The 21,250-nt window shown below is 72.4% G+C and carries 22 protein-coding genes; 8 read left to right on the plus strand and 14 right to left on the minus strand.

The window, feature by feature from the left end; all coding sequences use genetic code 11:
• The first annotated feature begins 227 nt into the window (after positions 1 to 227).
• Positions 228 to 665, plus strand: coding sequence for a cell division protein SepF (locus QF032_RS09355; protein WP_306953620.1), 438 nt, complete (start codon positions 228 to 230; stop codon positions 663 to 665).
• 33 nt (positions 666 to 698) lie between these two features.
• Here QF032_RS09355 and QF032_RS09360 read toward each other — a convergent pair whose 3' ends face one another.
• Positions 699 to 1,889, minus strand: coding sequence for an acyl-CoA dehydrogenase family protein (locus QF032_RS09360; RefSeq protein WP_306953619.1), 1,191 nt, complete (start codon positions 1,887 to 1,889; stop codon positions 699 to 701).
• 122 nt (positions 1,890 to 2,011) lie between these two features.
• Positions 2,012 to 3,607: an MFS transporter gene (locus tag QF032_RS09365; RefSeq protein ID WP_307055708.1), complete on the minus strand. Its 1,596-nt coding sequence runs from the start codon at positions 3,605 to 3,607 to the stop codon at positions 2,012 to 2,014.
• A gap of 359 nt (positions 3,608 to 3,966) precedes the next feature.
• Here QF032_RS09365 and QF032_RS09370 point away from each other — a divergent pair, with 359 nt between their 5' ends.
• A complete protein-coding gene (locus QF032_RS09370; RefSeq protein WP_307041482.1) occupies positions 3,967 to 5,241 on the plus strand; it encodes a mannosyltransferase family protein in 1,275 nt (424 codons plus the stop codon).
• A 207-nt stretch (positions 5,242 to 5,448) separates the two neighbouring features.
• Positions 5,449 to 6,483 carry a phosphatase PAP2 family protein gene (locus tag QF032_RS09375; protein WP_306953615.1) on the plus strand — a complete coding sequence of 345 codons (1,035 nt, stop codon included), beginning with the start codon at positions 5,449 to 5,451 and terminating at the stop codon, positions 6,481 to 6,483.
• A 140-nt stretch (positions 6,484 to 6,623) separates the two neighbouring features.
• Here the strand turns inward: QF032_RS09375 and QF032_RS09380 are convergent, their stop codons facing one another.
• From QF032_RS09380 to QF032_RS09390, 3 genes are all read right to left on the minus strand, one after another.
• A complete protein-coding gene (locus tag QF032_RS09380) occupies positions 6,624 to 6,839 on the minus strand; it encodes an I78 family peptidase inhibitor (RefSeq protein WP_306953613.1) in 216 nt (71 codons plus the stop codon).
• Positions 6,840 to 7,245: 406 nt separating this feature from the next.
• Positions 7,246 to 8,259 (minus strand): helix-turn-helix transcriptional regulator, encoded by a 1,014-nt coding sequence (locus QF032_RS09385; protein WP_307055710.1) that lies wholly within the window; start codon positions 8,257 to 8,259, stop codon positions 7,246 to 7,248.
• A 111-nt stretch (positions 8,260 to 8,370) separates the two neighbouring features.
• Positions 8,371 to 9,132, minus strand: coding sequence for a LysM peptidoglycan-binding domain-containing protein (locus QF032_RS09390; protein WP_307041486.1), 762 nt, complete (start codon positions 9,130 to 9,132; stop codon positions 8,371 to 8,373).
• A gap of 534 nt (positions 9,133 to 9,666) precedes the next feature.
• Between QF032_RS09390 and QF032_RS09395 the strand changes: the two genes are divergently transcribed.
• Together QF032_RS09395 and QF032_RS09400 are read left to right on the plus strand one after the other, a co-directional pair.
• Positions 9,667 to 10,449 carry a hypothetical protein gene (locus QF032_RS09395; RefSeq protein ID WP_306953608.1) on the plus strand — a complete coding sequence of 261 codons (783 nt, stop codon included), beginning with the start codon at positions 9,667 to 9,669 and terminating at the stop codon, positions 10,447 to 10,449.
• A gap of 195 nt (positions 10,450 to 10,644) precedes the next feature.
• Positions 10,645 to 11,052 carry a hypothetical protein gene (locus QF032_RS09400; protein ID WP_307050002.1) on the plus strand — a complete coding sequence of 136 codons (408 nt, stop codon included), beginning with the start codon at positions 10,645 to 10,647 and terminating at the stop codon, positions 11,050 to 11,052.
• An 87-nt stretch (positions 11,053 to 11,139) separates the two neighbouring features.
• On the opposite strand, the gene der is transcribed toward QF032_RS09400, so the two are convergent.
• The 5 genes from der to aroH form a co-directional block, all read right to left on the minus strand.
• Complete coding sequence (gene der / locus QF032_RS09405) at positions 11,140 to 12,621, minus strand: ribosome biogenesis GTPase Der (protein ID WP_306953606.1); 1,482 nt, start codon at positions 12,619 to 12,621, stop codon at positions 11,140 to 11,142.
• Between the two features lie 88 nt (positions 12,622 to 12,709).
• The gene (locus QF032_RS09410) at positions 12,710 to 13,297 is read right to left on the minus strand and encodes a lysophospholipid acyltransferase family protein (RefSeq protein WP_306956159.1); all 588 of its coding nucleotides are present in this window, start codon (positions 13,295 to 13,297) and stop codon (positions 12,710 to 12,712) included.
• A gap of 62 nt (positions 13,298 to 13,359) precedes the next feature.
• Positions 13,360 to 14,046, minus strand: a complete 687-nt coding sequence (gene cmk / locus QF032_RS09415; protein WP_307041487.1) for a (d)CMP kinase — start codon at positions 14,044 to 14,046, stop codon at positions 13,360 to 13,362.
• Between the two features lie 193 nt (positions 14,047 to 14,239).
• Positions 14,240 to 15,325, minus strand: coding sequence for a prephenate dehydrogenase (locus QF032_RS09420; protein ID WP_307055711.1), 1,086 nt, complete (start codon positions 15,323 to 15,325; stop codon positions 14,240 to 14,242).
• Positions 15,322 to 15,684: a chorismate mutase gene (aroH, locus tag QF032_RS09425; protein WP_307041491.1), complete on the minus strand. Its 363-nt coding sequence runs from the start codon at positions 15,682 to 15,684 to the stop codon at positions 15,322 to 15,324. The genes QF032_RS09420 and aroH overlap by 4 nt, the downstream gene beginning before the upstream one ends.
• A 199-nt stretch (positions 15,685 to 15,883) precedes the next feature.
• On the opposite strand from aroH, the gene QF032_RS09430 reads away from it, so the two are divergent.
• From QF032_RS09430 to QF032_RS09440, 3 genes are read left to right on the plus strand one after another with little or no spacing between them, the layout of a single operon-like run.
• Entirely contained in the window at positions 15,884 to 16,540 is a 657-nt protein-coding gene (locus QF032_RS09430; RefSeq protein WP_307055713.1) for a hypothetical protein, read from the plus strand.
• A 34-nt stretch (positions 16,541 to 16,574) separates the two neighbouring features.
• Positions 16,575 to 17,159, plus strand: coding sequence for a DUF6529 family protein (locus QF032_RS09435; protein ID WP_307055716.1), 585 nt, complete (start codon positions 16,575 to 16,577; stop codon positions 17,157 to 17,159).
• On the plus strand, positions 17,156 to 17,575 hold the full coding sequence (locus tag QF032_RS09440) for a Rieske (2Fe-2S) protein (protein ID WP_307041497.1): 420 nt from the start codon (positions 17,156 to 17,158) through the stop codon (positions 17,573 to 17,575). Before QF032_RS09435 ends, QF032_RS09440 begins: the two co-directional genes overlap by 4 nt.
• A gap of 41 nt (positions 17,576 to 17,616) precedes the next feature.
• Here QF032_RS09440 and QF032_RS09445 read toward each other — a convergent pair whose 3' ends face one another.
• The 4 genes from QF032_RS09445 to scpB all read right to left on the minus strand — a co-directional run bounded on the left by QF032_RS09445 (position 17,617) and on the right by scpB (position 21,235).
• Positions 17,617 to 18,639 carry an ADP-ribosylglycohydrolase family protein gene (locus tag QF032_RS09445; RefSeq protein WP_307041499.1) on the minus strand — a complete coding sequence of 341 codons (1,023 nt, stop codon included), beginning with the start codon at positions 18,637 to 18,639 and terminating at the stop codon, positions 17,617 to 17,619.
• Positions 18,636 to 19,415, minus strand: coding sequence for an NUDIX hydrolase (locus QF032_RS09450; protein WP_307055717.1), 780 nt, complete (start codon positions 19,413 to 19,415; stop codon positions 18,636 to 18,638). The genes QF032_RS09445 and QF032_RS09450 overlap by 4 nt, the downstream gene beginning before the upstream one ends.
• Before the next feature lie 84 nt (positions 19,416 to 19,499).
• On the minus strand, positions 19,500 to 20,666 hold the full coding sequence (locus QF032_RS09455; RefSeq protein WP_307055720.1) for a pseudouridine synthase: 1,167 nt from the start codon (positions 20,664 to 20,666) through the stop codon (positions 19,500 to 19,502).
• Positions 20,666 to 21,235, minus strand: coding sequence for an SMC-Scp complex subunit ScpB (scpB, locus tag QF032_RS09460; RefSeq protein WP_057579916.1), 570 nt, complete (start codon positions 21,233 to 21,235; stop codon positions 20,666 to 20,668). Before scpB ends, QF032_RS09455 begins: the two co-directional genes overlap by 1 nt.
• Positions 21,236 to 21,250 lie beyond the last annotated feature (15 nt).

Here is a 21,250-nt window from a genome sequence, read left to right on the forward strand (position 1 = left end):
GGACGCACCGAGCGTCACCCATCCGCCACGAAGAATCATATTTCACTCACAGTCAGCAGCCGTATCCGGTACGACCCTTGGGAGACGCGGGCTCTCGACGGATGCGCTGTGCACCAGTACCGTCACAAACCCCCCGCGCGGCGTCTATCCACTTGGCGCGACATCCGCATCATGGACGACCATGGGGAATGCGGAAAGCAGAATGACCGCTGTGAGAGGAGGCGTCCATGGGATCGGTGCGCAAGGCGAGTGCCTGGCTTGGCCTCGTCGACGACAACGATGACGAGCGTTACTACGACGACGACTATTCCGAGGGGACCGACTCCGGCGACGCCTGGGTCACCGACCCCCGCGTGAAGGTGGCCACGGACACGGCCGAGGAGAAGGGCCGCCGGATCGGCACGGTCACCCCGGACAGCTTCCGGGACGCGCGGGCGATCGGTGAGCTGTTCCGCGAGGGCGTGCCGGTCATCATGAACCTCACCGCCATGGAGCCCGCCGACGCCAAGCGCGTCGTCGACTTCGCGGCCGGGCTGATCTTCGGCCTGCGGGGTTCGATCGAGCGGGTGTCCACCCGGGTGTTCCTGCTGACCCCCGCCAACACGGAGATCGTGAACGGGGACCCGTCCGCGCGCCGGACGGACGGTTTCTTCAACCAGAGCTGAGGCAGGGCCGCTCGCCGGCCCTGCCCCCTCGGGTCAGCGGAAGGCGTCGAGTCCGGTGAGCGCCTTGCCCAGCACGAGCTGGTGCATCTCGACGGTGCCCTCGTAGGTGAGCACCGACTCGAGGTTCGTCGCGTGCCGCATGACCGGGTACTCGAGCGAGATCCCGTTGGCCCCGAGGACGGTACGGGCGGTCCGGCAGATCTCGATCGCCTCCCGCACGTTGTTGAGCTTGCCGAAGCTGACCTGCTCGGGACGCAGGCGGCCGGCGTCCATGCGCCGCCCCAGATGGTGGGCGAGCAGAATCCCCTTGTGCAGTTCGACCGCCATGTCGGCGAGCTTGGCCTGGGTGAGCTGGAAGCCCCCGATGGGCCGCCCGAACTGCTCACGGGTCTTCGCGTATCCGACGGCGGCCTCGAAACAGGAGCGGGCCGCCCCCATCGCTCCCCACACGATGCCGTAGCGGGCGTGGTTCAGGCAGCTGAGCGGTCCCTTCAGGCCGGTGACCTCCGGCAGCACGGCCTCGGCGGGCAGCCGCACGTCGTCGAGGACCAGCTCGCTGGTCACGCTGGCCCGCAGGGACCACTTGTGCCGGATCTCCGGGGCGGAGAACCCCGGGCTGTCGGTCGGCACGACGAACCCCCGGATCCCGTCGTCGCTCTGCGCCCACACCACGGCGACGCCCGCGACGGAGCCGTTGGTGATCCACATCTTGCGCCCGTTGAGCACCCAGTCGGAGCCGTCGCGCTTGGCGTGCGTCCGCATGCCGGCGGGGTCGGAGCCGTGGTCCGGCTCGGTGAGGCCGAAGCAGCCGATGACCTCGCCGGCCGCCATCCGGGGCAGCCACTCCTGCTTCTGCTCCTCGCTCCCGAACCGGTGGACGGCGTACATGGCGAGGGAGCCCTGCACGGAGACGAGCGAGCGGATCCCGGAGTCGGCGGCCTCCAGCTCCAGGCAGGCGAGCCCGTACTGCACGGCGCTCGCCCCCGCGCAGCCGTAGCCGTCGAGCGACATGCCGAGCGCGCCGATCCCGCCGAGTTCCCGCGCGAGCTCCCGGATGACGGGCAGCTCCCCGCGCTCGTACCACTCGGCGACGTTCGGCAGTACCCGGTCCGCCGCCCAGCCGCGCACCGTGTCGCGGACCGCGAGGTCCTCCGGCTCCAGCAGGTCGTCGAGCCCGAGCGGGTCGGCGGGGTCGAAGGGCGGCAACTTCGAGGACGCGGACATACGGCAGCCTCCGGCAGGAACCAAGAAGACCAGCACGCCAGCCATGGAAAACTAGCACCGCTAGTCACGATGTCCCGGGTGACGTTACGACGCGACGCCCCGCACGTCCACCCGCCGACCCCTCACACCGAGACGCGGGACGGAGCGACCTCTCTGGGAGCGGGCAGCTCCACCGGAGCCGACTCGCACTGCATGGTCCGCGGCAGGCGCAGCGCCATCACCGCCCCGAGCAGCAGCAACCCGGCGCTGACCAGCAACGTCACATGCAGTCCGTGGACGAAGCAGTCCCGGGCGGTGGCGCGCAGGGCCGCTCCGGCAGGTCCTCCGAGCCGCCCGGCGACCTCGTAGGCCTCGCCCAGCGAATGCCCCGCCGCGGCCGACGCCGACGCGGGAACCCCGGGGACGGAGCTGAGCCCGGGCGCGTACGCCGCGTTCATCACGCTGCCGAGCAGCGCTATGCCGATGCCCGCGCCCAGCTGGTACGAGGTCTCTCCGATGGCCGCCGCCCCGCCCGCCTGTTCCGGCGGGGCCTCGCTCAGCATCGACTCGTACGCCGCGAAGAGGGTCGTCTCCAGGCCGAAGCCCAGCAGCAGAAAGCCGCACAGCAGCAGCCCCGTGTTGTCCGACTCGCCCATCGCGGTCAGCGTCAGCACCGCCGCGGCCGTCAGGACGAACCCGCCGCACACCATCCGCCGCGGCCCGAACCGCCGCAGCAGCCGCGCCCCGGCCAGCCCCGCCGCCATCGCGGCGAAGGTCAGGGGCAGCAGACGCAGACCCGTCTCCAGAGGGGACAGCCCCAGCACCAGCTGGAGGTACTGCGCCGCGATCAGCTCGAGGCCGACCAGCGCCAGCATCGCCAGCACGATGCACCCCACCGACGTGCTGAACGGCGGCCGCCCGAACATCCGGAGATCCACCAGCGGATGAGACCGCCGCCGCTGACGGCGGACGAACATCACGAGCAGCACGGCTCCGGCCGCCAGCGGGAGCACGGTGAGCGGACCGGCCTCCCCGCCGCCCAGCCGCTTCACGCCGAACACGGCGCCGAACAGTCCCGCCGCCGCCATCAGCGCACCGACCACGTCCCAGGGACCGTCCCCCGCGCCCTTCGACTCGGGCAGGAGCAGTCGCCCCACCGGCAGGCTGACCAGCATCAACGGGATGTTGACCAGGAAGACCGAGCCCCACCAGAAGTGCTCCAGCAGAAAGCCGCCGAGCAGTGGGCCCACGGCCGCGCCCACCGCGGCCACCGCGCTCCAGATGCCTATGGCCAGCGCCCGCTCGCGGCGGTCGGGGAACACCTGCCGCAGGATCGACAGCGTCGCCGGCATGATCATCGCTCCGCCGACGCCGAGCAGCGCCCGCGCCACGATCAGCACCTCGGCGGTGCCCGCGAAGGCGGCCAGCGCGGAGGCGACGCCGAACAGGGCGTACCCGAGCAGCAGGATTCGTCTTCGCCCCACCTTGTCGCCGAGCGTGCCGAACAGGATCAGCAGCGAGGCGCAGACCAGCGGATAGGTGTCGACGATCCAAAGCAGTTCGATGGCGCCGGGGCGCAGGTCCTCGGTGACGGCGGGCACCGCCACGTGCAGCACCGTCGCGTCGACGGCGACCAGAAGCAGGCTGACGCACAGCACCACCAGGACGACCCAGCGGTTGGCACCGGCCCCGGCCGCCCGACGGCGCAGCCCGACGGCGGCCGTGGTCGTCCCGGACATGTACGTACCTCCCAGGTGATCCCTCGGTTCGGCGGGCTCACGAGGTGGGGACTCCCCGTGGCTCGGCCGGAGAGGAGCGGTGGTCTCCGGCCCGCGCAGACGAACACGAGTGACACGCAGCGTACGCGAGTTCACGCCGGGGCCGCGTGGCGGACCTCTCACCGTTCCGGGGCAACCCTGTGGCGTACGCCACTCGCGACGGGTTTCGCCACACTGCCCGCGAGGGTCCCTCGCACCCCCTCCGCACCCCCTCCGCACCCCCTTCCGCACCCGCTCCCGTCCGCCTCCGGGCCGCTCCCGCCCGGGCCCGTGCGCCCCGCCGATCCCGGCCGCCGGGCATGCCGTCGATAATCGGGCCCGTGACCGATCTTGACGTGCGCGCGACGCTCCCCGGCTCCGCGGCCCTGCGCCGGGCGGCCCCCGCCCTCCTCGGGTACGCGGCCGTGCGCGCCCTGGGCCTGCTCGCCCTCGCGCTGTGGAGCGCGGCGCGCGACAAGAGCGCGTACACCCTGCTCACCGCCCGCTGGGACGCCCTCTGGTACACGAGGGTCGCCGAGCTGGGATACGGCTACGAGGTCCGCCTGCCGAACGGCGACGTCCACTCCAATCTGGCCTTCTTCCCGCTGCTGCCCTGGCTGGAGAGGCTGCTCCACGCGACGACCCCGTTGTCGTACGCCGGCGCCGGCTTCACGGTCTCCGTGGTCGCCTCGCTCGCGGCGGCCTGGGGGATCTTCGCCGTCGCCGACCACGTGTACGGGCGGCGGGCCGGGGTCTGCGCGGTGCTGGTGTGGGCCGTGCTCCCCGTCGGGATCGTGCAGTCGATGGCGTACAGCGAGTCGCTCTTCACCGCGCTGGCCGCCTGGTCGCTGTACGCGGTGCTCACCGGCCGGTGGGTGACCGCGGGGGTACTGGCGTCGTTGTCCGGTCTGACCCGTCCGGTGGGACTCGCGGTGGTCGCGGCGGTCTGGGCGGCAGGATCGACGTCCCTCCTTCGTGACCGCCGGGCCCCGGGGACGGGCCCGTTCGTGCGAACCCGCGGCACGGCGCTCGTGCCCGGCGTGCACGATCCCGAGCACGCCTCCCGGCCGTCCGCCGAGGACTCCTCGGGGCGCGAGGCCACCGCCCACGGACCCCGTGTCGCACCGCGCGCCCTCGGCATGCTGCTCGCGCCCCTCGGCGCCGCCGGCTACGTCCTGTGGGTCGGCCACCGCACCGGCCGCGGCCCCCTCGGCTATCTCGACGTCCAGGCGGGCTGGCGCAACGGCTTCGACGGCGGGTACGCGTTCGCCCGCTTCGTCGCCGACAAGTTCACGGCGTTCCCGTCGGCCCTGGCCGGCGTCGGGCTGATCGTCGGCGTCGCCCTGCTGGTGTGGCTGTACGTGGTCTGCGTGCGGCAGCGCCAGCCGCTGCCGCTGCTGGTGTACGGGGGCGCGGTGCTCGCGCTCGCCCTGTGCGCGTCGAGCTACTTCGGCTCGAAGCCGCGGCTGCTGCTGCCCGCGTTCCCGCTGCTGCTCCCGCTCGCGCTGGCCCTGGCCCGGCTGCGGACCACGAGGGCGGTGCTGGTGGCGGGGTGCCTCGCGGTCGCGTCGGCCGTGTACGGAGCGTGGTGGCTGAACGGCTCCGGTCCCCCGTAGACACGGAACGGGCTTTTCCGTGCAGCCTTTCATAACTTCCCTAAAGCTATCCCCTGGAATGATCAAAGGAATTGCGGGAAGAAGAGTCGATGGATTGCGGATTCCTCGGGAATTGTCACCGTTCTGAGAGCAATCCCACATCACATCGTCATCACAAACCCGCGGAATCGGCCGGGTCTCGAGCTCACTCGCTGTAACGTCGTTTAGGTGCGTACCGAACAAAACCTCACCCGTCTGGACCGGGTGTTCGCCAGGCTCGACCGTGAGCCGGAACGACCGGCCCACATCGATGTGCCGAAGATGAGCAGGCACAGGGTCGCGCTGCTGGTCGCGACCCTGGCCTTCTATCTGGCGATCGTGTGGCTCGTGGTGGTCACGTCGTGGCTGGTCCGTTTCGACTGGCAGGTCATGTTCTTCCGGCCGTACCAGCAGTGGCCGGAGATCCACGCCTTCCTCGACTACTACGTGGTCCTCGGCCAGCGCGGCCCGACCGCCGTGATGGTCGCCGCGTGGCTCGGCTGGAGATCCTGGCGGCAGCACACCCTGCGCCCACTGCTCACCCTGGGCGCCTCGCTGTTGCTGCTGAACATCACCGTCGGGGCCGCCAAGCTCGGCATGGGCCGGCTCGGACCGCACTACGCGACCACCATCGGCTCGAACGAGATGGGCCTGGGCGGCGATATATTTCCCAGCGGCCACACCGCCAACGCCGTCGTGACCTGGGGAATCCTCGCGTATCTGGCCTCCACGCCGAGGGCCCGCCGCTGGCTGTCCGCCGTCTCCGCGGTGGTCTCGCTCGGCGTCGGCCTGACCACCGTCTACCTCGGTACGCACTGGCTGAGCGACGTCGTGCTGGGCTGGGCCGCGGGTCTGCTCGTCCTGCTGGCACTCCCGTGGTGCGAGCCCCTGATCGCCCGCGCCGAGGTCTCGATCTTCGCCCTGCGCGACCGTCTGCGCGAACGTCGCAGCGGCACGTTCCCGGTTCCGGCCGCCCCGGTGGCCGTTCCGGTCTCGGTCGCGGCGGGCGCCGCGGCCTCCTCCCAGGACGAGGCCGCCGCACCCCGCGAGACGGCCACTGCGGCCCGTCCGCCGCGCGCACCGGTCTACCTGGCCCCCGGCCCGCACACCACGCGCTCGGAACGCACGCCGGTCACCCCGGCCGGCAGCCGCCGGCCCCCGCACGCCGACCGGCTCCCCCGCGGCGCCACGACCTCGACGGCCCGCCCTCTGACCGGAGGCTGACCTGCGCGGATCCGCCTCACGACGGCGGGGCCCGGTACGCACCCCCGGTCCCGCACCCACCAGGCCCCGCTTCCCGGCGTCGGGAAGCGGGGCCTGTGTTCGTGCGGCGGGACCTCCCGCGCGCGACGGCGCCGGACGGCTCAGCCCTTCCAGGCGCGGGCCACCCGCCCCTGCCGTACCTCGAAGTTCAACCGGCCGAAGCGGTACTCCATGGTGATGATCGTCCCCGGGGCCAGCGAGCGCACCGTCGACCACCCCCGTTCGCGCGCGAGCCGCTCGGCCTGCGCGACCTCCAGGCCGACGTATCCGTCCGGGCTGTCCTGCGGCTCCGCTGGCGGAGTGGGATTCGGTGCCATGCCGCCACGCTAGGCCGCTCGCCGGGCCCCCGGGAACCCCGTACGGGAGGCGCGGATCACCCCGGTCACACTTCTGTCACAGGATCACGACACGCGTTTCGGCCTAACCCCGTCACACGTACGAGCGATTTCGTACAACTTGTTCACGCATTCGAACGTCATTTCCGTACGGCGTCCGAGCTCTTCGAAAAACCCTGCGAAAAGCGTCCGCTACGCCGTTTCCGAAACCGTCGGAACCCGTTCCGTTCTGTTTTCCGGCGCGCCCTGCGGAGCTGACTGCCCGTAGGAAATACACGGGCCCTCCACACATCCTCCCGGTGCGGCCGGCCGGTCCCCCGGCCGGGGCGGCGGGCCGGCTGAGGCAGTCCGGAGGGTCCGAACCGGCACACGGCGGGTCGGGCGGCCGTCAGGCGCGCGGCGCCTGCGCCCGGTCGCCGGCCGGCGTGCGGGGCCCCGAGGCCCGGGTCAGAGCACCGTCGAGCCGGTCGCGGGCGGTCCTGATCGCGTCGATCAGCTCCACGGGTTCCAGCACCTCGAACTCGAGGCCCGCCATCATCACGTGGATCACCATCACGTCGAGGCTCGCGGCTCCCGTGCGCAGCACGCAGGCCTCGTCCCCGTCCGGCTCCAGCGTGCCCGCCGAGGGCGAGACGCGTTCGGCGGCCACGGCCAGGGGCGCCAGCAGCCGGACGGTAGCCCGCACGGCGTACGCGTGGGTGGACACGCCCTCGGAGACGTACCCGGCGAGGTCCTCGGCGGGTGGCTCGCGCGGGTCGAAGCGCGGGCCGTGCGGTGGCCTCGGGATGAGACGGTCCACCCGGAACGTGCGCCAGTCCGCCCGGTCGAGATCCCAGGCGACCAGGTACCAGCGGCGCTCGGTGCACACCAGGCGGTGGGGTTCGACCGTGCGGCGGGTCTCGCCGCCGTCGTGCCCCCGGTAGTCGAAGCGCAGCCGTTCCGCGTCCCGGCAGAGATGGGCCAGCTCGGTGAGCAGGGCCGGGTCCACGGCGGAGGACTGCGGGCCGCGCAGCATCGGCACGGTGAAGGCGTTCAGGGCGCCCACCCGCCGCCGCAACCGGTACGGCAGCACCTGCTCCAGCTTGGCCAGCGCCCGTACCGAGGTCTCGCCGATGCCCTCGATGCCCTGCCCTGCCGCCGTCCGCAGCCCCACGGCGACGGCGACGGCCTCGTCGTCGTCCAGCAGCAGCGGCGGCAACTCGGCGCCGGCGCCCAGCTGGTACCCGCCGCCGGTGCCGGGAGTCGCGTTGACCGGGTAACCCAGTTCGCGCAGCCTCTCCACGTCCCGGCGCACCGTGCGCGCGGTGACGCCGAGCCGGTCGGCGAGCTGCGTACCGGACCATTCGCGGTGGGCCTGCAACAGGGAGAGCAGACGCAGCAGTCGGGCGGAGGTCTCCAGCATGCGCCCAGTCTGTCTCACGGCGGATGCGCCGGACGCCGCCCGGACCACGGGGAACGGCCCCGTCCCGTCGTCGGACCGGACGGGGCCGCCGTGTCCCGGAGGGGGAGCGGCTCAGAGCACGAGGCGCTGTCCGGGCACGATCAGGTCGGGGTCGCCGCCCACGACGGTCTTGTTGGCGGCGTAGACACGCTGCCAGGTCATGCCGTGCCGGGCCCCGATGGTGCTGAGGGTGTCGCCCTCGCGGACGGTGTAGTCACCGCGGGAGGCCTGCTTCCCCGCGCGGTCCCCGGAGTCGGAAGAACCCGAACCCGACGAACCCGGACCCGATGCCGGCGCACCCGGGCCCGAACCGGACTTCCAGGAGCTCGCCTTCTTCGAGAAGCCCGACGCCCCGGCGGACTTCGACGAACCGGACGACTTCGAGGACTTCGACGACTTCGAGGACTTCGAGGAACCGGAGGAGGAGCCCGAGCCGCCCTCGGACGAACCGGCGCCCGGTGCGCTGCCGGAGGCTCCGGCGCGCGCCGAGCAGGTCGGCCACGCGCCCCACCCCTGGGCGTTCTGCACCTTCGCCGCGACGGAGATCTGCTGTGCCTTACTGGCCTTGTCGGCGGTGGACGCGTAGGCGCCGCCGCCGAACGCGCGCCAGGTGCCCGCGGAGAACTGCAGCCCGCCGTAGTACCCGTTGCCGGTGTTGATGTGCCAGTTGCCGCCGCTCTCGCACTGGGCGATGCGGTCCCACACCCCGCTGTCGGCCGCTGCGGCCTCGCCGGTCGCGGACAGCAGTCCGAGAGGGGCGAGAAGTACCGCCCCGGCGAGGACCGCCGTCTTGCGCGACGACGTGCGGGTGCGGATATCGGCACATTCGGACATGTAGATCCCTCTCCACGAACCCGGGCTCCCCCGGGACGGGCACGTCTGCCGCACAGGGCGCGGCCGTCGTGCTCCGTCCCGTCCGCCGGCGGTCGTGCTGCGCGTTGTCCGGTGCGCGGCCGGCGGACGTTCCCGAGTGGTGCTCGTTGCACACGGCGGAGCAATCTAGGGATGCTGACGAGTCGTTATCAACCAACTCCCCTCCGTTGCAGGCCACTTGCCGGTTACCTTGGGTAGCGGCGATTTTCGGCCACCTATTTCATCCCTTCATTTCCCGCTTTGTCGACCAGCACCCCCGGCCGACTGTGAGCCAGCTCACCGAATCAACTTCCGTGACCTCCCCGTTACTTGACAAGGAGTGTCCGATTCCGCACCCAGGGTGACCGTGTGCGCAGGACGGTTCGATTCCGTTCGCCCTGCAGCGTGACTCCCGCCACAGATCACCCGTTGTCTTCTTCATGAGCCGGGGACCCGCCCGGACCACGAGCCGGGGACACCCGGACTCGCCCCAGCACCGCATCCGAGGGAGCCCCCGTGCCGCGCATGCTCGACGTCAGCGACGAGGTTCGCGCCGAGATCGGCGACGAAGAAGCCGACCGGCTGCTCGCCGGAGACAACGCCCCGGGCAGTTACGACTGCACGTCCTGCCGCACCCCGGGCGACTCCGACAACGAGCGCACCAGCACCGTCCTGTTCATCGGGGACGAGACCGCCGTCCTCGCCTTCGCCCACTCCACCTGCCTGCCCTCGCAGGTCGTCCAGGTCACCGAGGAGCAGCTGCAGGGCGCGGTCCGCTCCATCAACGGCGACTCGGCCGACCTGGACGCCGGCAAGGTCGTCCCCGAGCAGGCGGTGCTCGGCGTGACCAGCGGGCTCGTCCTGATCGCGGGGGAGCTGCACCCGGCCCTGGTCGTCGAGCCGACCGCGCCGATCGTGCGGCCCGGCACCACCGGCGCCGGCGACGACTTCCTGCCGCTGCTCATCGAGCAGGGCTTCATGCCGCTCTCCCAGCTGTCCGAGGTGCCGCCGGTGCAGCACGGCTGGTCCGTGCTGCTGGCCATGGGTCAGCTGCACGCGGTGCTGCAGCCCTCGGCGAACGGCGGCCAGCCGGTGGCCTGGTGGCAGGCGCACCAGCCGCTGCAGGTGACGGAGGGGTGGCGCGCCGCCGCCAACAAGCACCAGCAGGTGCTGATGTTCGCCGCCCCGGTCGGGTCGATCGGCCGTCAGCCCCGTGAGGACCTGCTGCGCGACGCGCTCGACAAGGCCGCCGCGGGCGGTCAGTTGGTCGGGGCGGCCCTGCCGCTCGCCGGTACCTGAGATCCCCAGGGCGCGGGACCCCGCACACCGTCCCGCGCCGCACGCACGCCCAGCGCCGCACACACGTCCCGCGCCCCGTACGGCGGGCGTGCGGATGTGCGTCGGGCGTGCGGCCGTGTGTCCGTGCGGGGCCCGCGCGCCCGACGGCACGTCACCCGGCCGCATCCCCAGATGTCCGACCTCGTTTGGACATACGTGCACACCTACGACGTTCCCCGCCGCCCGTCCTTCCCGTCGATCCCGTCCGCGCGACCGGCTCAGGACGCGCAGGGCGGCCCATCGGCCACGCCGATCTACGACGCGCTCTACGCCGAGTACGTCAAGACGTTCCGCTCGCTGCCGGGTGACCGCAGCGGCGAGGACCAGCTGGGGTTCACCGCCTTCGGCAACATCCCGCGCCACACAAGCTCGTACCCGGCGCCCCGCCCGGGGTCGTTCAGCAGCTCGTACAGCGCCTACAGCGCCGGGGCGCAGAGCGCGCGGCACGGGAACGGGCAGCAGTCGCAGTGGCAGCGGGTCGGGCAGATCGGCGGCCAGCAGCACCAGCCCACCGCGACGCACCACGTCCCGGCGCTGCCGCCGGCCCCCCGCAGGACCTTCTGACCGGGGCCCGGCACGGCCGGAGGGCGGCGCCCGTCACAGGCGCCGCCCTCCGCTCGGTCCTGCCCAGCCGCATCCGGCGGGCTGGGGCTACTTCTTCTTCGTGCCGCGCTTCTCGCGCACCCGCACCGAGATGTGGATCGGGGTGCCCTCGAAGCCGAACTCCTCGCGCAGCCGGCGCTCGATGAAGCGCCGGTAGCCCGCCTCGATGAAGCCGGAGGCGAAGAGGACGAACCGCGGCGGCTTGGTGCCTGCCTGGGTGCCGAAGAGGATGCGCGGCTGCTTGCCGCCCCGCACCGGGTGCGGGTGCGCGGCGACCAGCTCGCCGAGGAAGGCGTTCAGGCGGCCGGTGGGGACACGGGTCTCCCAGCCGGCCAGCGCGGTCTCGATCGCCGGGACCAGCTTCTCCATGTGGCGGCCGGTGCGCGCCGAGACGTTCACCCTCGGGGCCCACGCCACCTGGGCGAACTCGGTCTCGATCTCCCGCTCCAGGTAGTAGCGGCGCTCCTCGTCGAGGGTGTCCCACTTGTTGTAGGCGATGACGAGGGCGCGGCCCGCGTCGACGGCCATGGTGACGATGCGCTGGTCCTGGACCGAGATCGACTCGGAGGCGTCGATGAGGATGACCGCCACCTCGGCCTTCTCGACGGCGGCGGCGGTGCGCAGCGAGGCGTAGTAGTCGGCGCCCTGCTGGAGGTGGACGCGCTTGCGGATGCCGGCCGTGTCGACGAACTTCCAGATGACGCCGCCGAGTTCGATCAGCTCGTCGACCGGGTCCCGGGTGGTCCCCGCGACCTCGTTGACGACGACCCGCTCCTCGTTCGCCACCTTGTTCAGCAGCGAGGACTTGCCGACGTTCGGGCGGCCGATGAGCGCGATCCGGCGAGGGCCGCCGACCGCGGTGCCGAAGGTCTGCGCGGGGGCCTCCGGCAGGGCCTCCAGGACGGCGTCCAGCATGTCGCCGGTGCCACGGCCGTGCAGTGCGGAGATCGGGTGCGGCTCGCCGAGGCCCAGGGACCACAGGTAGGCCGCGTCGGCCTCGGCGCTCGGGCCGTCGACCTTGTTGGCGGCCAGGACGACGGGCTTGCCGGCCTTGCGCAACAGCCGTACCACCGCCTCGTCGGTGTCGGTGGCGCCGACCTTGGCGTCCACGACGAAGACGACGGCGTCGGCGGCCTCGATCGCGTACTCGGCCTGCGCGGCCACGGAGGCGTCGATGCCGAGGACGTCCTGCTCCCAGCCGCCGGTGTCGACGAGCTTGAAGCGACGGCCCGACCACTCCGCCTCGTAGGTGACACGGTCGCGGGTGACGCCCGGCTTGTCCTCGACGACGGCCTCGCGGCGGCCGATGATCCGGTTCACCAGGGTCGACTTGCCGACATTGGGGCGGCCGACGACGGCGAGCACGGGCAGCGGCCCGTGTCCGGCCTCCTCGATGGCCCCCTCGACGTCCTCGATGTCGAAGCCCTCGACGGCGGCGAGCTCCATGAACTCCGCGTACTCGGCGTCGCCGAGCGCCCCGTGATCGTGCTCGAAGGCGTCCGAGCCGTCGGGCTGGCTGTGGTCGTTCATGAAGTGCGTACCTCGTCGTTCCATCGTGGTGATCGGTGGAGCGCCCCGTTCGTCCGGGTTGATCCACTACTCGGTCATTCAGTGTCGCTCAGCGCCCGGTCAGGCGCCTGGCGTTTTCCAGGTGGGCGGCCAGCTGCTTCTGGATGCGTTCGGTCGCCTCGTCCAGTGCCTTGCGGGTCCTGCGGCCGCTTCCGTCGCCGGCGTCGAACGGGTCTCCGAAGACGACGTCGACGCGGGAGCGCAGCGGGGGCAGCGCCTTGATCAACCGTCCGCGGCGCTCCGTGCTTCCCAGCACGGCGACGGGCACGATCGGCGCCCCGCCGCGCACCGCGAAGTAGGCGAGCCCGGCGCGCAGGGCGGCGAAGTCTCCCTCGCCCCGGGTGCCTTCAGGGAAGATCCCGAGGACCCCGCCGTTGTCGAGCACGCCCAGCGCACGGGTGATGGCCGTGCGGTCGGTGGTGTCCCGGTCGACCTTGAGCTGGCCGATGCCGGTCAGGAAGGGGTCCAGCGGGCCGATGAACGCCTCCTTCTTGATCAGGAAGTGTGTGGGCCGCGGGGCCACGCCCATCACCATCGGTCCGTCGATGTTGTGGGAGTGGTTGATCGCGAAGATCAGCGGGCCGCTCGCCGGCACCTTCCAGGCGCCCAGCACGCGCGGCTTCCACAGCCCGTACATCAGGCCGACGCCGATGCGCCGGCCGACCTCGGCGCCCTTCTCGGAGGGCACGGACGGCTGAGTCACTTCGCGGCCCGATTCTCCTCGACGAGAGTCACCACGCGCTCGATGACCTGGGTGAGCGTCAGCTCGGTGGTGTCCACCTCGACGGCGTCGCCGGCCTTGGCGAGCGGGGAGGTCTTGCGGGAGGAGTCGGCCGCGTCCCGCTTGATCAGCGCCTCACGGGTGCTGTGCAGGTCCGCGCCCTTCAGTTCGCCGCTGCGGCGGGCCGCGCGGGCCTCCGGGGAGGCGGTGAGGAAGACCTTCAGATCGGCGTCGGGCAGCACGGTCGTGCCGATGTCGCGCCCCTCCACGACGATGCCCTGCTCGGCGCCGGCCGCCAGCGAGCGCTGCAGCTCGGTGATCCGGGACCGCACCTCCGGCACGGCGCTCACCGCGCTGACCTTGGAGGTGACCTCCTGGGTGCGGATCGGTCCGGCGACGTCGACGCCGTCGACCATGATGGTCGGGGCGGCCGGGTCGGTGCCGGAGAGGATCTCGGGCTTGCCCGCGACCGCGGCGATCGCCGTGGGGTCCTCGACGTCGATCCCGTTGGTCACCATCCACCACGTGATCGCCCGGTACTGGGCGCCGGTGTCCAGGTAGCTCAGCCCGAGCCGGGCGGCCACGGCCTTGGACGTGCTCGACTTGCCCGTGCCGGAGGGGCCGTCTATGGCGACAATCACGGGCTGGGCGGCGCCGTTTTCCACGGGGGGACACCTTCCTGGTGCGAGGCGGTGGAGGTACGGGGCGCGACTGTGCCCCGTACCAGGTTACCGGCCGCGGGTCACTCGTCCGGCCGCGCCTTCGCCACGCCGCCGGCGCCACCGCCCCACGGCGCCGGCCAAGCCCCGCTTCACGGCGCCGGGCCCGCATCACCCGGCCGCTCCGGCGGACCGCCGGCTACTGACGGATGGCCCAGCCCTTCTCCCGCAACGCCGACGACAGCACCACCGCCGACTTCGGCTCCACCATCAACTGCACGAGACCCGCCTGCTGCCCCGTCGCGTGCTCGATGCGGACGTCCTCGATGTTCACGCCCGCCTGCCCGGCGTCGGCGAAGATGCGGGCCAGCTGCCCCGGCTGGTCGTCGATCAGCACGGCGACGATCTCGTAGGCACGCGGAGCGGCCCCGTGCTTGCCGGGGACCCGTACCTGGCCCGCGTTGCCGCGGCGCAGCACGTTCGCCACGCCGTCGGCGCCCGCCCGGCGCTCGGCGTCGTCGGAGGACTGCAGGGCCCGCAGCGCCTGCACCGTCTCCGCCAGGTCGGCGGCGACGTCGGTGAGCAGGTCGGCGACCGGCCCGGGGTTCGCGGACAGGATGTCGATCCACATCCGGGGGTCGGAGGCGGCGATCCGGGTGACGTCCCGGATGCCCTGCCCGCACAGCCGTACGGCGGCCTCCTCGGCGTTCTCCAGCCGCGCCGCGACCATGCTGGAGACGAGGTGCGGCATGTGGGAGACGAGGGCGACGGCGCGGTCGTGGGCGTCCGCGTCCATGACCACGGGGACGGCCCGGCAGTGCGAGACCAGCTCCAGGGCGAGGTTCAGCACCTCGGTGTCGGTGTCCCGGGTCGGCGTCAGCACCCAGGGGCGCCCCTCGAAGAGGTCGCCGGTCGCGGCCAGCGGTCCGGACTTCTCCCGGCCCGACATGGGGTGGCTGCCGATGTACGCCGACAGGTCGAGGCCGAGCGCCTGCAGTTCGCGGCGCGGCCCGCCCTTGACGCTGGCCACGTCGAGGTAGCCGCGGGCCACCCCCCGGCGCATCGCGTCGGCGAGCACGCCGGCCACGTGGGCGGGCGGGGCGGCGATGATCGCGAGGTCGACCGGCCCCTGCGGCTCCTCGTCGGTGCCGGCGCCGAGCGCCGCCGCCGTACGGGCCTGCTCGGGATCGTGGTCGGCGAGGTGGACGCCGACGCCCCGCTGGGCGAGGGCCAGGGCCGCGGACGTGCCGATCAGCCCCGTTCCGATGACGAGCGCGGTCCTCACTGGGCGATGTCCTTGCGCAGGGCTGCCGCGGCGCCGAGGTAGACGTGGCTGATCTCGGCGCGCGGGGTGTCCGACTCGACGTGCGCGAGTATCCGCACCACCCGCGGCATGGCGCCCGCGATGTCGAGTTCCTGGGCGCAGATCAGCGGCACGTCGACGATGCCCAGCTTGCGGGCGGCCGCCGCCGGGAAGTCGCTGTGCAGGTCCGGCGTTGCCGTGAACCAGATGCTGATCAGGTCGTCGGCGCCGAGCGCGTTGCGTTCCATGACGGCGGTGAGGAGGGCGCCGACCTGCTCGTCCATGTGGCCGGCGTCGTCCCGCTCGAGTTGGACGGCTCCCCGGACCGCTCGTACCGCCACGGCGCTGCTCCTTGCTGAAGTGCTGGACTACGGCTGACTACGGCTCCTGCCACATCCAGCGTAGTCAGACCGCGTGAGCGCGGTGCGCGCAGCCCGCGTGCCGAGACGGCCGCACCCCCGTACGCCCTTTACGGCGGGTGCCGCCTGCGCTGTCATGGCACTCTGACGGCAGGACACCCGCATCGGGGGAAGGCCTGACATGAAGCGTCCCGGACCCCTGCTCACCCTTCTCGCGGGACTGGTGCTCGCGGCGTTCCTGCTGACGCTCAACGCGACGACGGGGACGAGGTCGGCCTCCTCCTCGTACCAGGAGCAGTCGCCGAGCCCGGCCCCCGTCCGCAGCAGCCAGGCCTCCCCCACGCCTGCGCCCACCCCCTCCCGTTCCGGGGCCGCCGACGCCGACTACGCCGGGCGCACGGACGACGACGCGGCGGCGATCGCCGTCTCCGTCCGCGGCGGCCGGGCGATCGCGTACTTCTGCGACGGCCGCACCCGGGAGTCGTGGCTGAAGGGCGACGTGGAGGACGACGGGACCCTGCGGCTCACCGGCGAGCACGGCGCGAAGCTGGAGGGCACCCTCGAGGACGGCAAGGGGATCGACGGCACGGTCGAGGTGGACGGAACGCGTCACGCCTTCGCCGCGGACCGGGCGAAGAAGCCGTCGGGGCTGTGGCGGGCGACCGCCACCGTACGCTCCGCGAAGATCGACGGCGGGTGGATCGTCCTGAAGGACGGCAGTCAGGTCGGCGTCGTCACCCGGGACGGCGAGCCCTCGCCCGCTCCCCGCATCGACCCGGAGACCGGCGCGGTGACGGTCGACGGACAGCGGCTCACGGCCCGCCCCGTGACGCCCTGACAACCCGCTGACCCCCTACGCGCAGGGAGCGACCATGACCGTGGACCCGAACGCCGCCACCCAGGGCTTCCCGGGGCCCGGGCCCGCACCGCGCGGCCCGCGTCCGGCGCGCTATCTGGTCCCGGCGCTCGTCGCCGCCGCGGTGGCGCTCGGGCTGGGCGCGTACGGCCGTGTCCACGACCCGGCCGGGACGGCCTTCAACCTGGCCGGCTTCAGCAGCACGGGCGCGGTGAAGTCCTGGCTGGCGTCGGCCGCGATGCTCCTCGCGCTGGCGCAGCCGGTCTCGGCACTGATGCTGTACGGGAAGCTGCCGGGCCCCGCCTGGGCCGGCGGGCTGCACCGCTGGTCGGGCCGCGCGGCCTTCCTGATCGCGGTCCCGGTTGCGGTGCACTGCCTGTACGCGCTTGGCTGGCAGACGTACGAAACGCGCGTGATGTGGCACTCCGTCCTGGGTTGCTTCTTCTTCGGCGCTTTCAGTGCCAAGATGCTGCTGCTCCGCTGGGAGCGACTCCCGGGATGGCTGCTGCCGCTCGTCGGCGGACTCGTCTTCGCCGTGCTGACGGTCGTCTGGCTGACCTCGGCCCTCTGGTTCTTCCGCACGTTCGGAGTGACGACATGACTTCCCCCGCGACACGACGCACGGTCCTCCTGGCGACGGGCGGCGCGGCAGCTGCGCTCACGGTCGGCTGCAGCGAATACGGCGACGACAGCTCGTCCTCGTCGAAGAAGTCCCCGAACGCCTCCGCCGGCCAGGAGCTCACGAAGACGAGCGACATCCCCGTCGGCGGCGGCAAGATCTTCGCCGACGAGAAGGTCGTCGTCACGCAGCCGACGAAGGACGACTTCAAGGCGTTCTCCGCGGTCTGCACCCATCAGGGCTGCACGGTCGCCACCATCGCCGACGGTCTGATCCACTGCCCCTGTCACCAGAGCGAGTTCCGCATCGCGGACGGCTCGGTGGCCCGCGGCCCGGCGCCGAAGCCGCTGCCCCCCGAGCAGATCACCGTCGCGGGCGGCGCGATCCGGCTGGCCTGAACCCCGGGCGGCCCCGGGTTGCGCCGGCGGCCCGAGGCTGCTCACTGGTCCCAGAGCGCCCCGAGCGTCATCAGTTCGCCGTGGTACTCGATCCGGTCCGCCCACGCCGTGGGCCAGGCGTCGGCGCCGGCGTGCGCGCCCGCGAAGGCGCCCGCGAGGCAGGCGATGGAGTCGGAGTCGCCGGACGAGCAGGCGGCCCGGCGCAGCACGGTGACCGGTTCGTCGGGGAAGAGCAGGAAGCACAGCAGACCGGCGGCCATGGCCTCTTCGGCGATCCACCCCTCCCCCGCCGCCAGGCACGGGTCGGTCTCGGGCGAGGGGCGGCGCAGCGTCTCCTGGAGGCGCTCCAGGACGGCGAGGCACTCGTCCCAGCCGCGCGTGATGAAGTGCTCCGGGCTCGGGTCCTGGCTGCGGGTCCACAGGTCGCCGAGCCAGCGGTGGTGGTAGCGGGAGCGGTTGTCGAGGGCGTACGAGCGCAACAGCCCGACCAGCGCGGCGGGGTCGGAGCCCTGCGCGAGCAGCCGGACGGCGTGCGCGGTGAGGTCGGAGGCGGCGAGCGCGGTGGGATGCCCGTGGGTGAGGGCGGACTGGAGCTGGGCGGCGCCGGCCCGCTGCTCGTCGCTGAGCCCGGGGACGAGGCCGAGCGGCGCGACGCGCATGTTGGCGCCGCAGCCCTTGGAGCCGATCTGAGTGGCGTCCTGCCACAGCCGCGTGTCGTCCTCGAGGAGGTCGCAAGCGGTCAGGCAGGTGCGCCCCGGGGCCCGGTTGTTGTCCGGTGACCGGTACCAGGCCACGAACTCCTTCCGCAGCTGCGGCACCAGGGAGACCGGCACGAGCAGCCCGCGGTCCATGGCGGTCCGCAGGGCGCGCCCGACCGCCAGGGTCATCTGGGTGTCGTCGGAGACGAAGGCGCGCCCCGGGAGTTCCATCTCCCGCCAGGGCCCGCACTTGGCGAGGATCGACGGGACGTCGTTGAACTCGGTCGGGAACCCGAGCGCGTCCCCCAGGGCGAGTCCCAGCAGGGATCCGGTGGCGCGCTTTCGGACGGTGGTCGAGGTGGTCATGCGGAACGTCCTTCCCGGGGCGGTCGCAGCAGGGGCGGGTGGAGCGCGGTGGCGGACCCCGCCCGGTAGAGGGCGGCGGGTTTGCCGCGGCCGCCGGTGAGGCGCACGCCGCCGGGGACGGGCTCGACGAAGCCCGGGGTGGCGAGCACCTTGCGGCGGAAGTTGGGCCGGTCGAGGCCGGTCCCCCACACCGTCTCGTAGACCTGCTGGAGCTCCCCGAGGGTGAACTCGGGCGGGCAGAAGGCCGTCGCGAGACAGGTGTACTCGAACTTGGCACCGACCCGGTCGTGGGCGTCCGCCAGGATCCGGTCGTGGTCGAAGGCGAGCGGCCGGGCGTCGTCGTACGGCTGCCAGCGCGCCTGTGCCGCGTCGCCGCCGCCCGTCGGCTCGGGCGCGTGGGGCAGCAGGGCCGCGAAGGCGACGGAGACGACCCGCATACGGGGGTCGCGGCCGGGCTCGCTGTAGGTGCGCAGCTGCTCCAGGTGCAGTCCGGAGACGTCCTTCAGGCCGGTCTCCTCGGCGAGTTCGCGGCGGGCGGCCGTCTCCGCGGACTCGTCCGGCAGCACGAAACCGCCGGGCAGCGCCCACCGGCCGGCGTACGGCTCCTGGCCGCGCTCGACGAGCAGCACGTGCAGGGCGCCCGCGCGGAGCGTGAGGACGGCGAGATCGACGGTGACCGCGAAGGGCTCGTAGGCGTGCTTGTCGTAGGCGCGCCGGTCGCCGGCGTCCCGGTCATCGGCGTCCCCGTTGGTGGCGTCCTCGTCGTGGCCCCGCATGACGAACACCCCCTTTTAATAGTCATCACGACTATAAAAAGGGGGTGTCGTCCCGCACAAGCCCCGGGGTCCGGGATTCGCGTCCTAGAGGTCGACTTCCTGCATCAGCATGCCGACCTCGGTGTTGGACAGCCGGCGCAGCCAGCCCGACTTCTGGTCGCCCAGGGTGATCGGGCCGAAGGCGACGCGCACCAGCTTGTCGACGGGGAAGCCGGCCTCGGCCAGCATCCGGCGCACGATGTGCTTGCGGCCCTCGTGCAGGGTCACCTCGACCAGGTAGTTCTTGCCGGTCTGCTCGACGACCCGGAAGTGGTCCGCCTTCGCGTACCCGTCCTCCAACTGGATGCCGTCCTTGAGCTTCTTGCCCAGGTCACGCGGGATGGGGCCCACGATGTGCGCGAGGTAGACCTTCTTCACGCCGTACTTGGGGTGGGTCAGCCGGTGCGCCAGCTCACCGTGGTTGGTCAGCAGGATGACGCCCTCGGTCTCGGTGTCGAGCCGACCGACGTGGAACAGCCGCGTCTCGCGGTTGGTCACGTAGTCGCCGAGGCACTGCCGGCCCTCGTTGTCCTCCATCGTGGAGACGACGCCGGCCGGCTTGTTCAGCGAGAAGAACTGGTACGTCTGCGTGGCGACGGTCAGACCGTCGACCTTGACCTCGTCCTTCTCCGGGTCGACCCGCTTGCCCTGCTCCAGGACGATCTCGCCGTTGACCTCGACCCTGGCCTGCTCGATCAGCTCCTCGCAGGAGCGCCGGGAGCCGTAGCCCGCGCGCGCGAGGACCTTCTGCAGCCGCTCGCCCTCCTGCTCGGCGCCCGGGAAGGTCTTGGGCGTCTTGACGTCCTTCTTGCCCGCGTACCGCTCGCGGTTGCGCTCCTCGGCCCGCGCCTCGTACTCCCGCGAGGTCGCCGGGACCCAACGGCCGCGCCCGGTGCCCTGCCCCTGCTTGGGGCCGCCCTTGGCGCCGCCGCGCGCGGACGCGCCGCGCCCCGACTTCGGGCCCTCGTGGGTGCCGCCGGGACCCACGTCGTAGCGGCGCTCCTCCGGGCGCGGGTTCTTCGGCCTGGCGCCCTGCTGGTCGTCGCGGGCGTTCCCGGCGCCGCGGTGATCACCGCGGCCGCCGCCACTTCCGCCGCGACCACCGCCGCTGCTCCCGCCGCGACCGCCGCCGCTCCCGCCGCGGCCGCCGCTGTTGCCACCACGGCTCCCGCCGTTGTTTCCGCTGCTGTTCCTGCCGCTGCTGCTTCGCATCAAAGTTCCGTCTTGTCGTCTGCGTCCTCGGAATCCGGAGCGTCCGGATCGAACGACGGCACGCCCTCCTGGGTCTCGGCCTCGATCGCCTCCGCCTCAGGCAGGAAGGGCGCGAGTTCCGGGAGCTCGTCCAGGCCGCGCAGGCCCATCCGCTCCAGAAAGTAGTTCGTCGTCACGTACAGGATCGCACCTGTTTCGGGTTCCGCGCCCGCCTCCTCCACCAGACCGCGCTGGAGCAGGGTGCGCATCACACCGTCACAGTTCACTCCGCGCACCGCGGAGACCCTGCTGCGGCTGACCGGCTGGCGGTAGGCGACGACCGCCAGGGTCTCCAGCGCCGCCTGGGTGAGCCGGGCCTGCTGGCCGTCCAGGACGAACCCCTCGACGGCCGCCGCGAACTCCGGCCGGGTGTAGAACCGCCAGCCGCCCGCGACGAGCCGGAGCTCGAATCCGCGCCCCTGCACGGTGTACTCGTCGGCCAGCTCGCGCAGCGCGTCCGCTACGCTGCGCCGTGGCCGCTGGAGGATCTTCGCGAGATGCTCCTCGGTCGCGGGCTCGTCGACGACCATCAGGACGGCCTCGAG

Source organism: Streptomyces achromogenes (assembly GCF_030816715.1).
In the GTDB taxonomy this organism is placed as follows: Bacteria; Actinomycetota; Actinomycetes; order Streptomycetales; family Streptomycetaceae; genus Streptomyces; species Streptomyces achromogenes_A.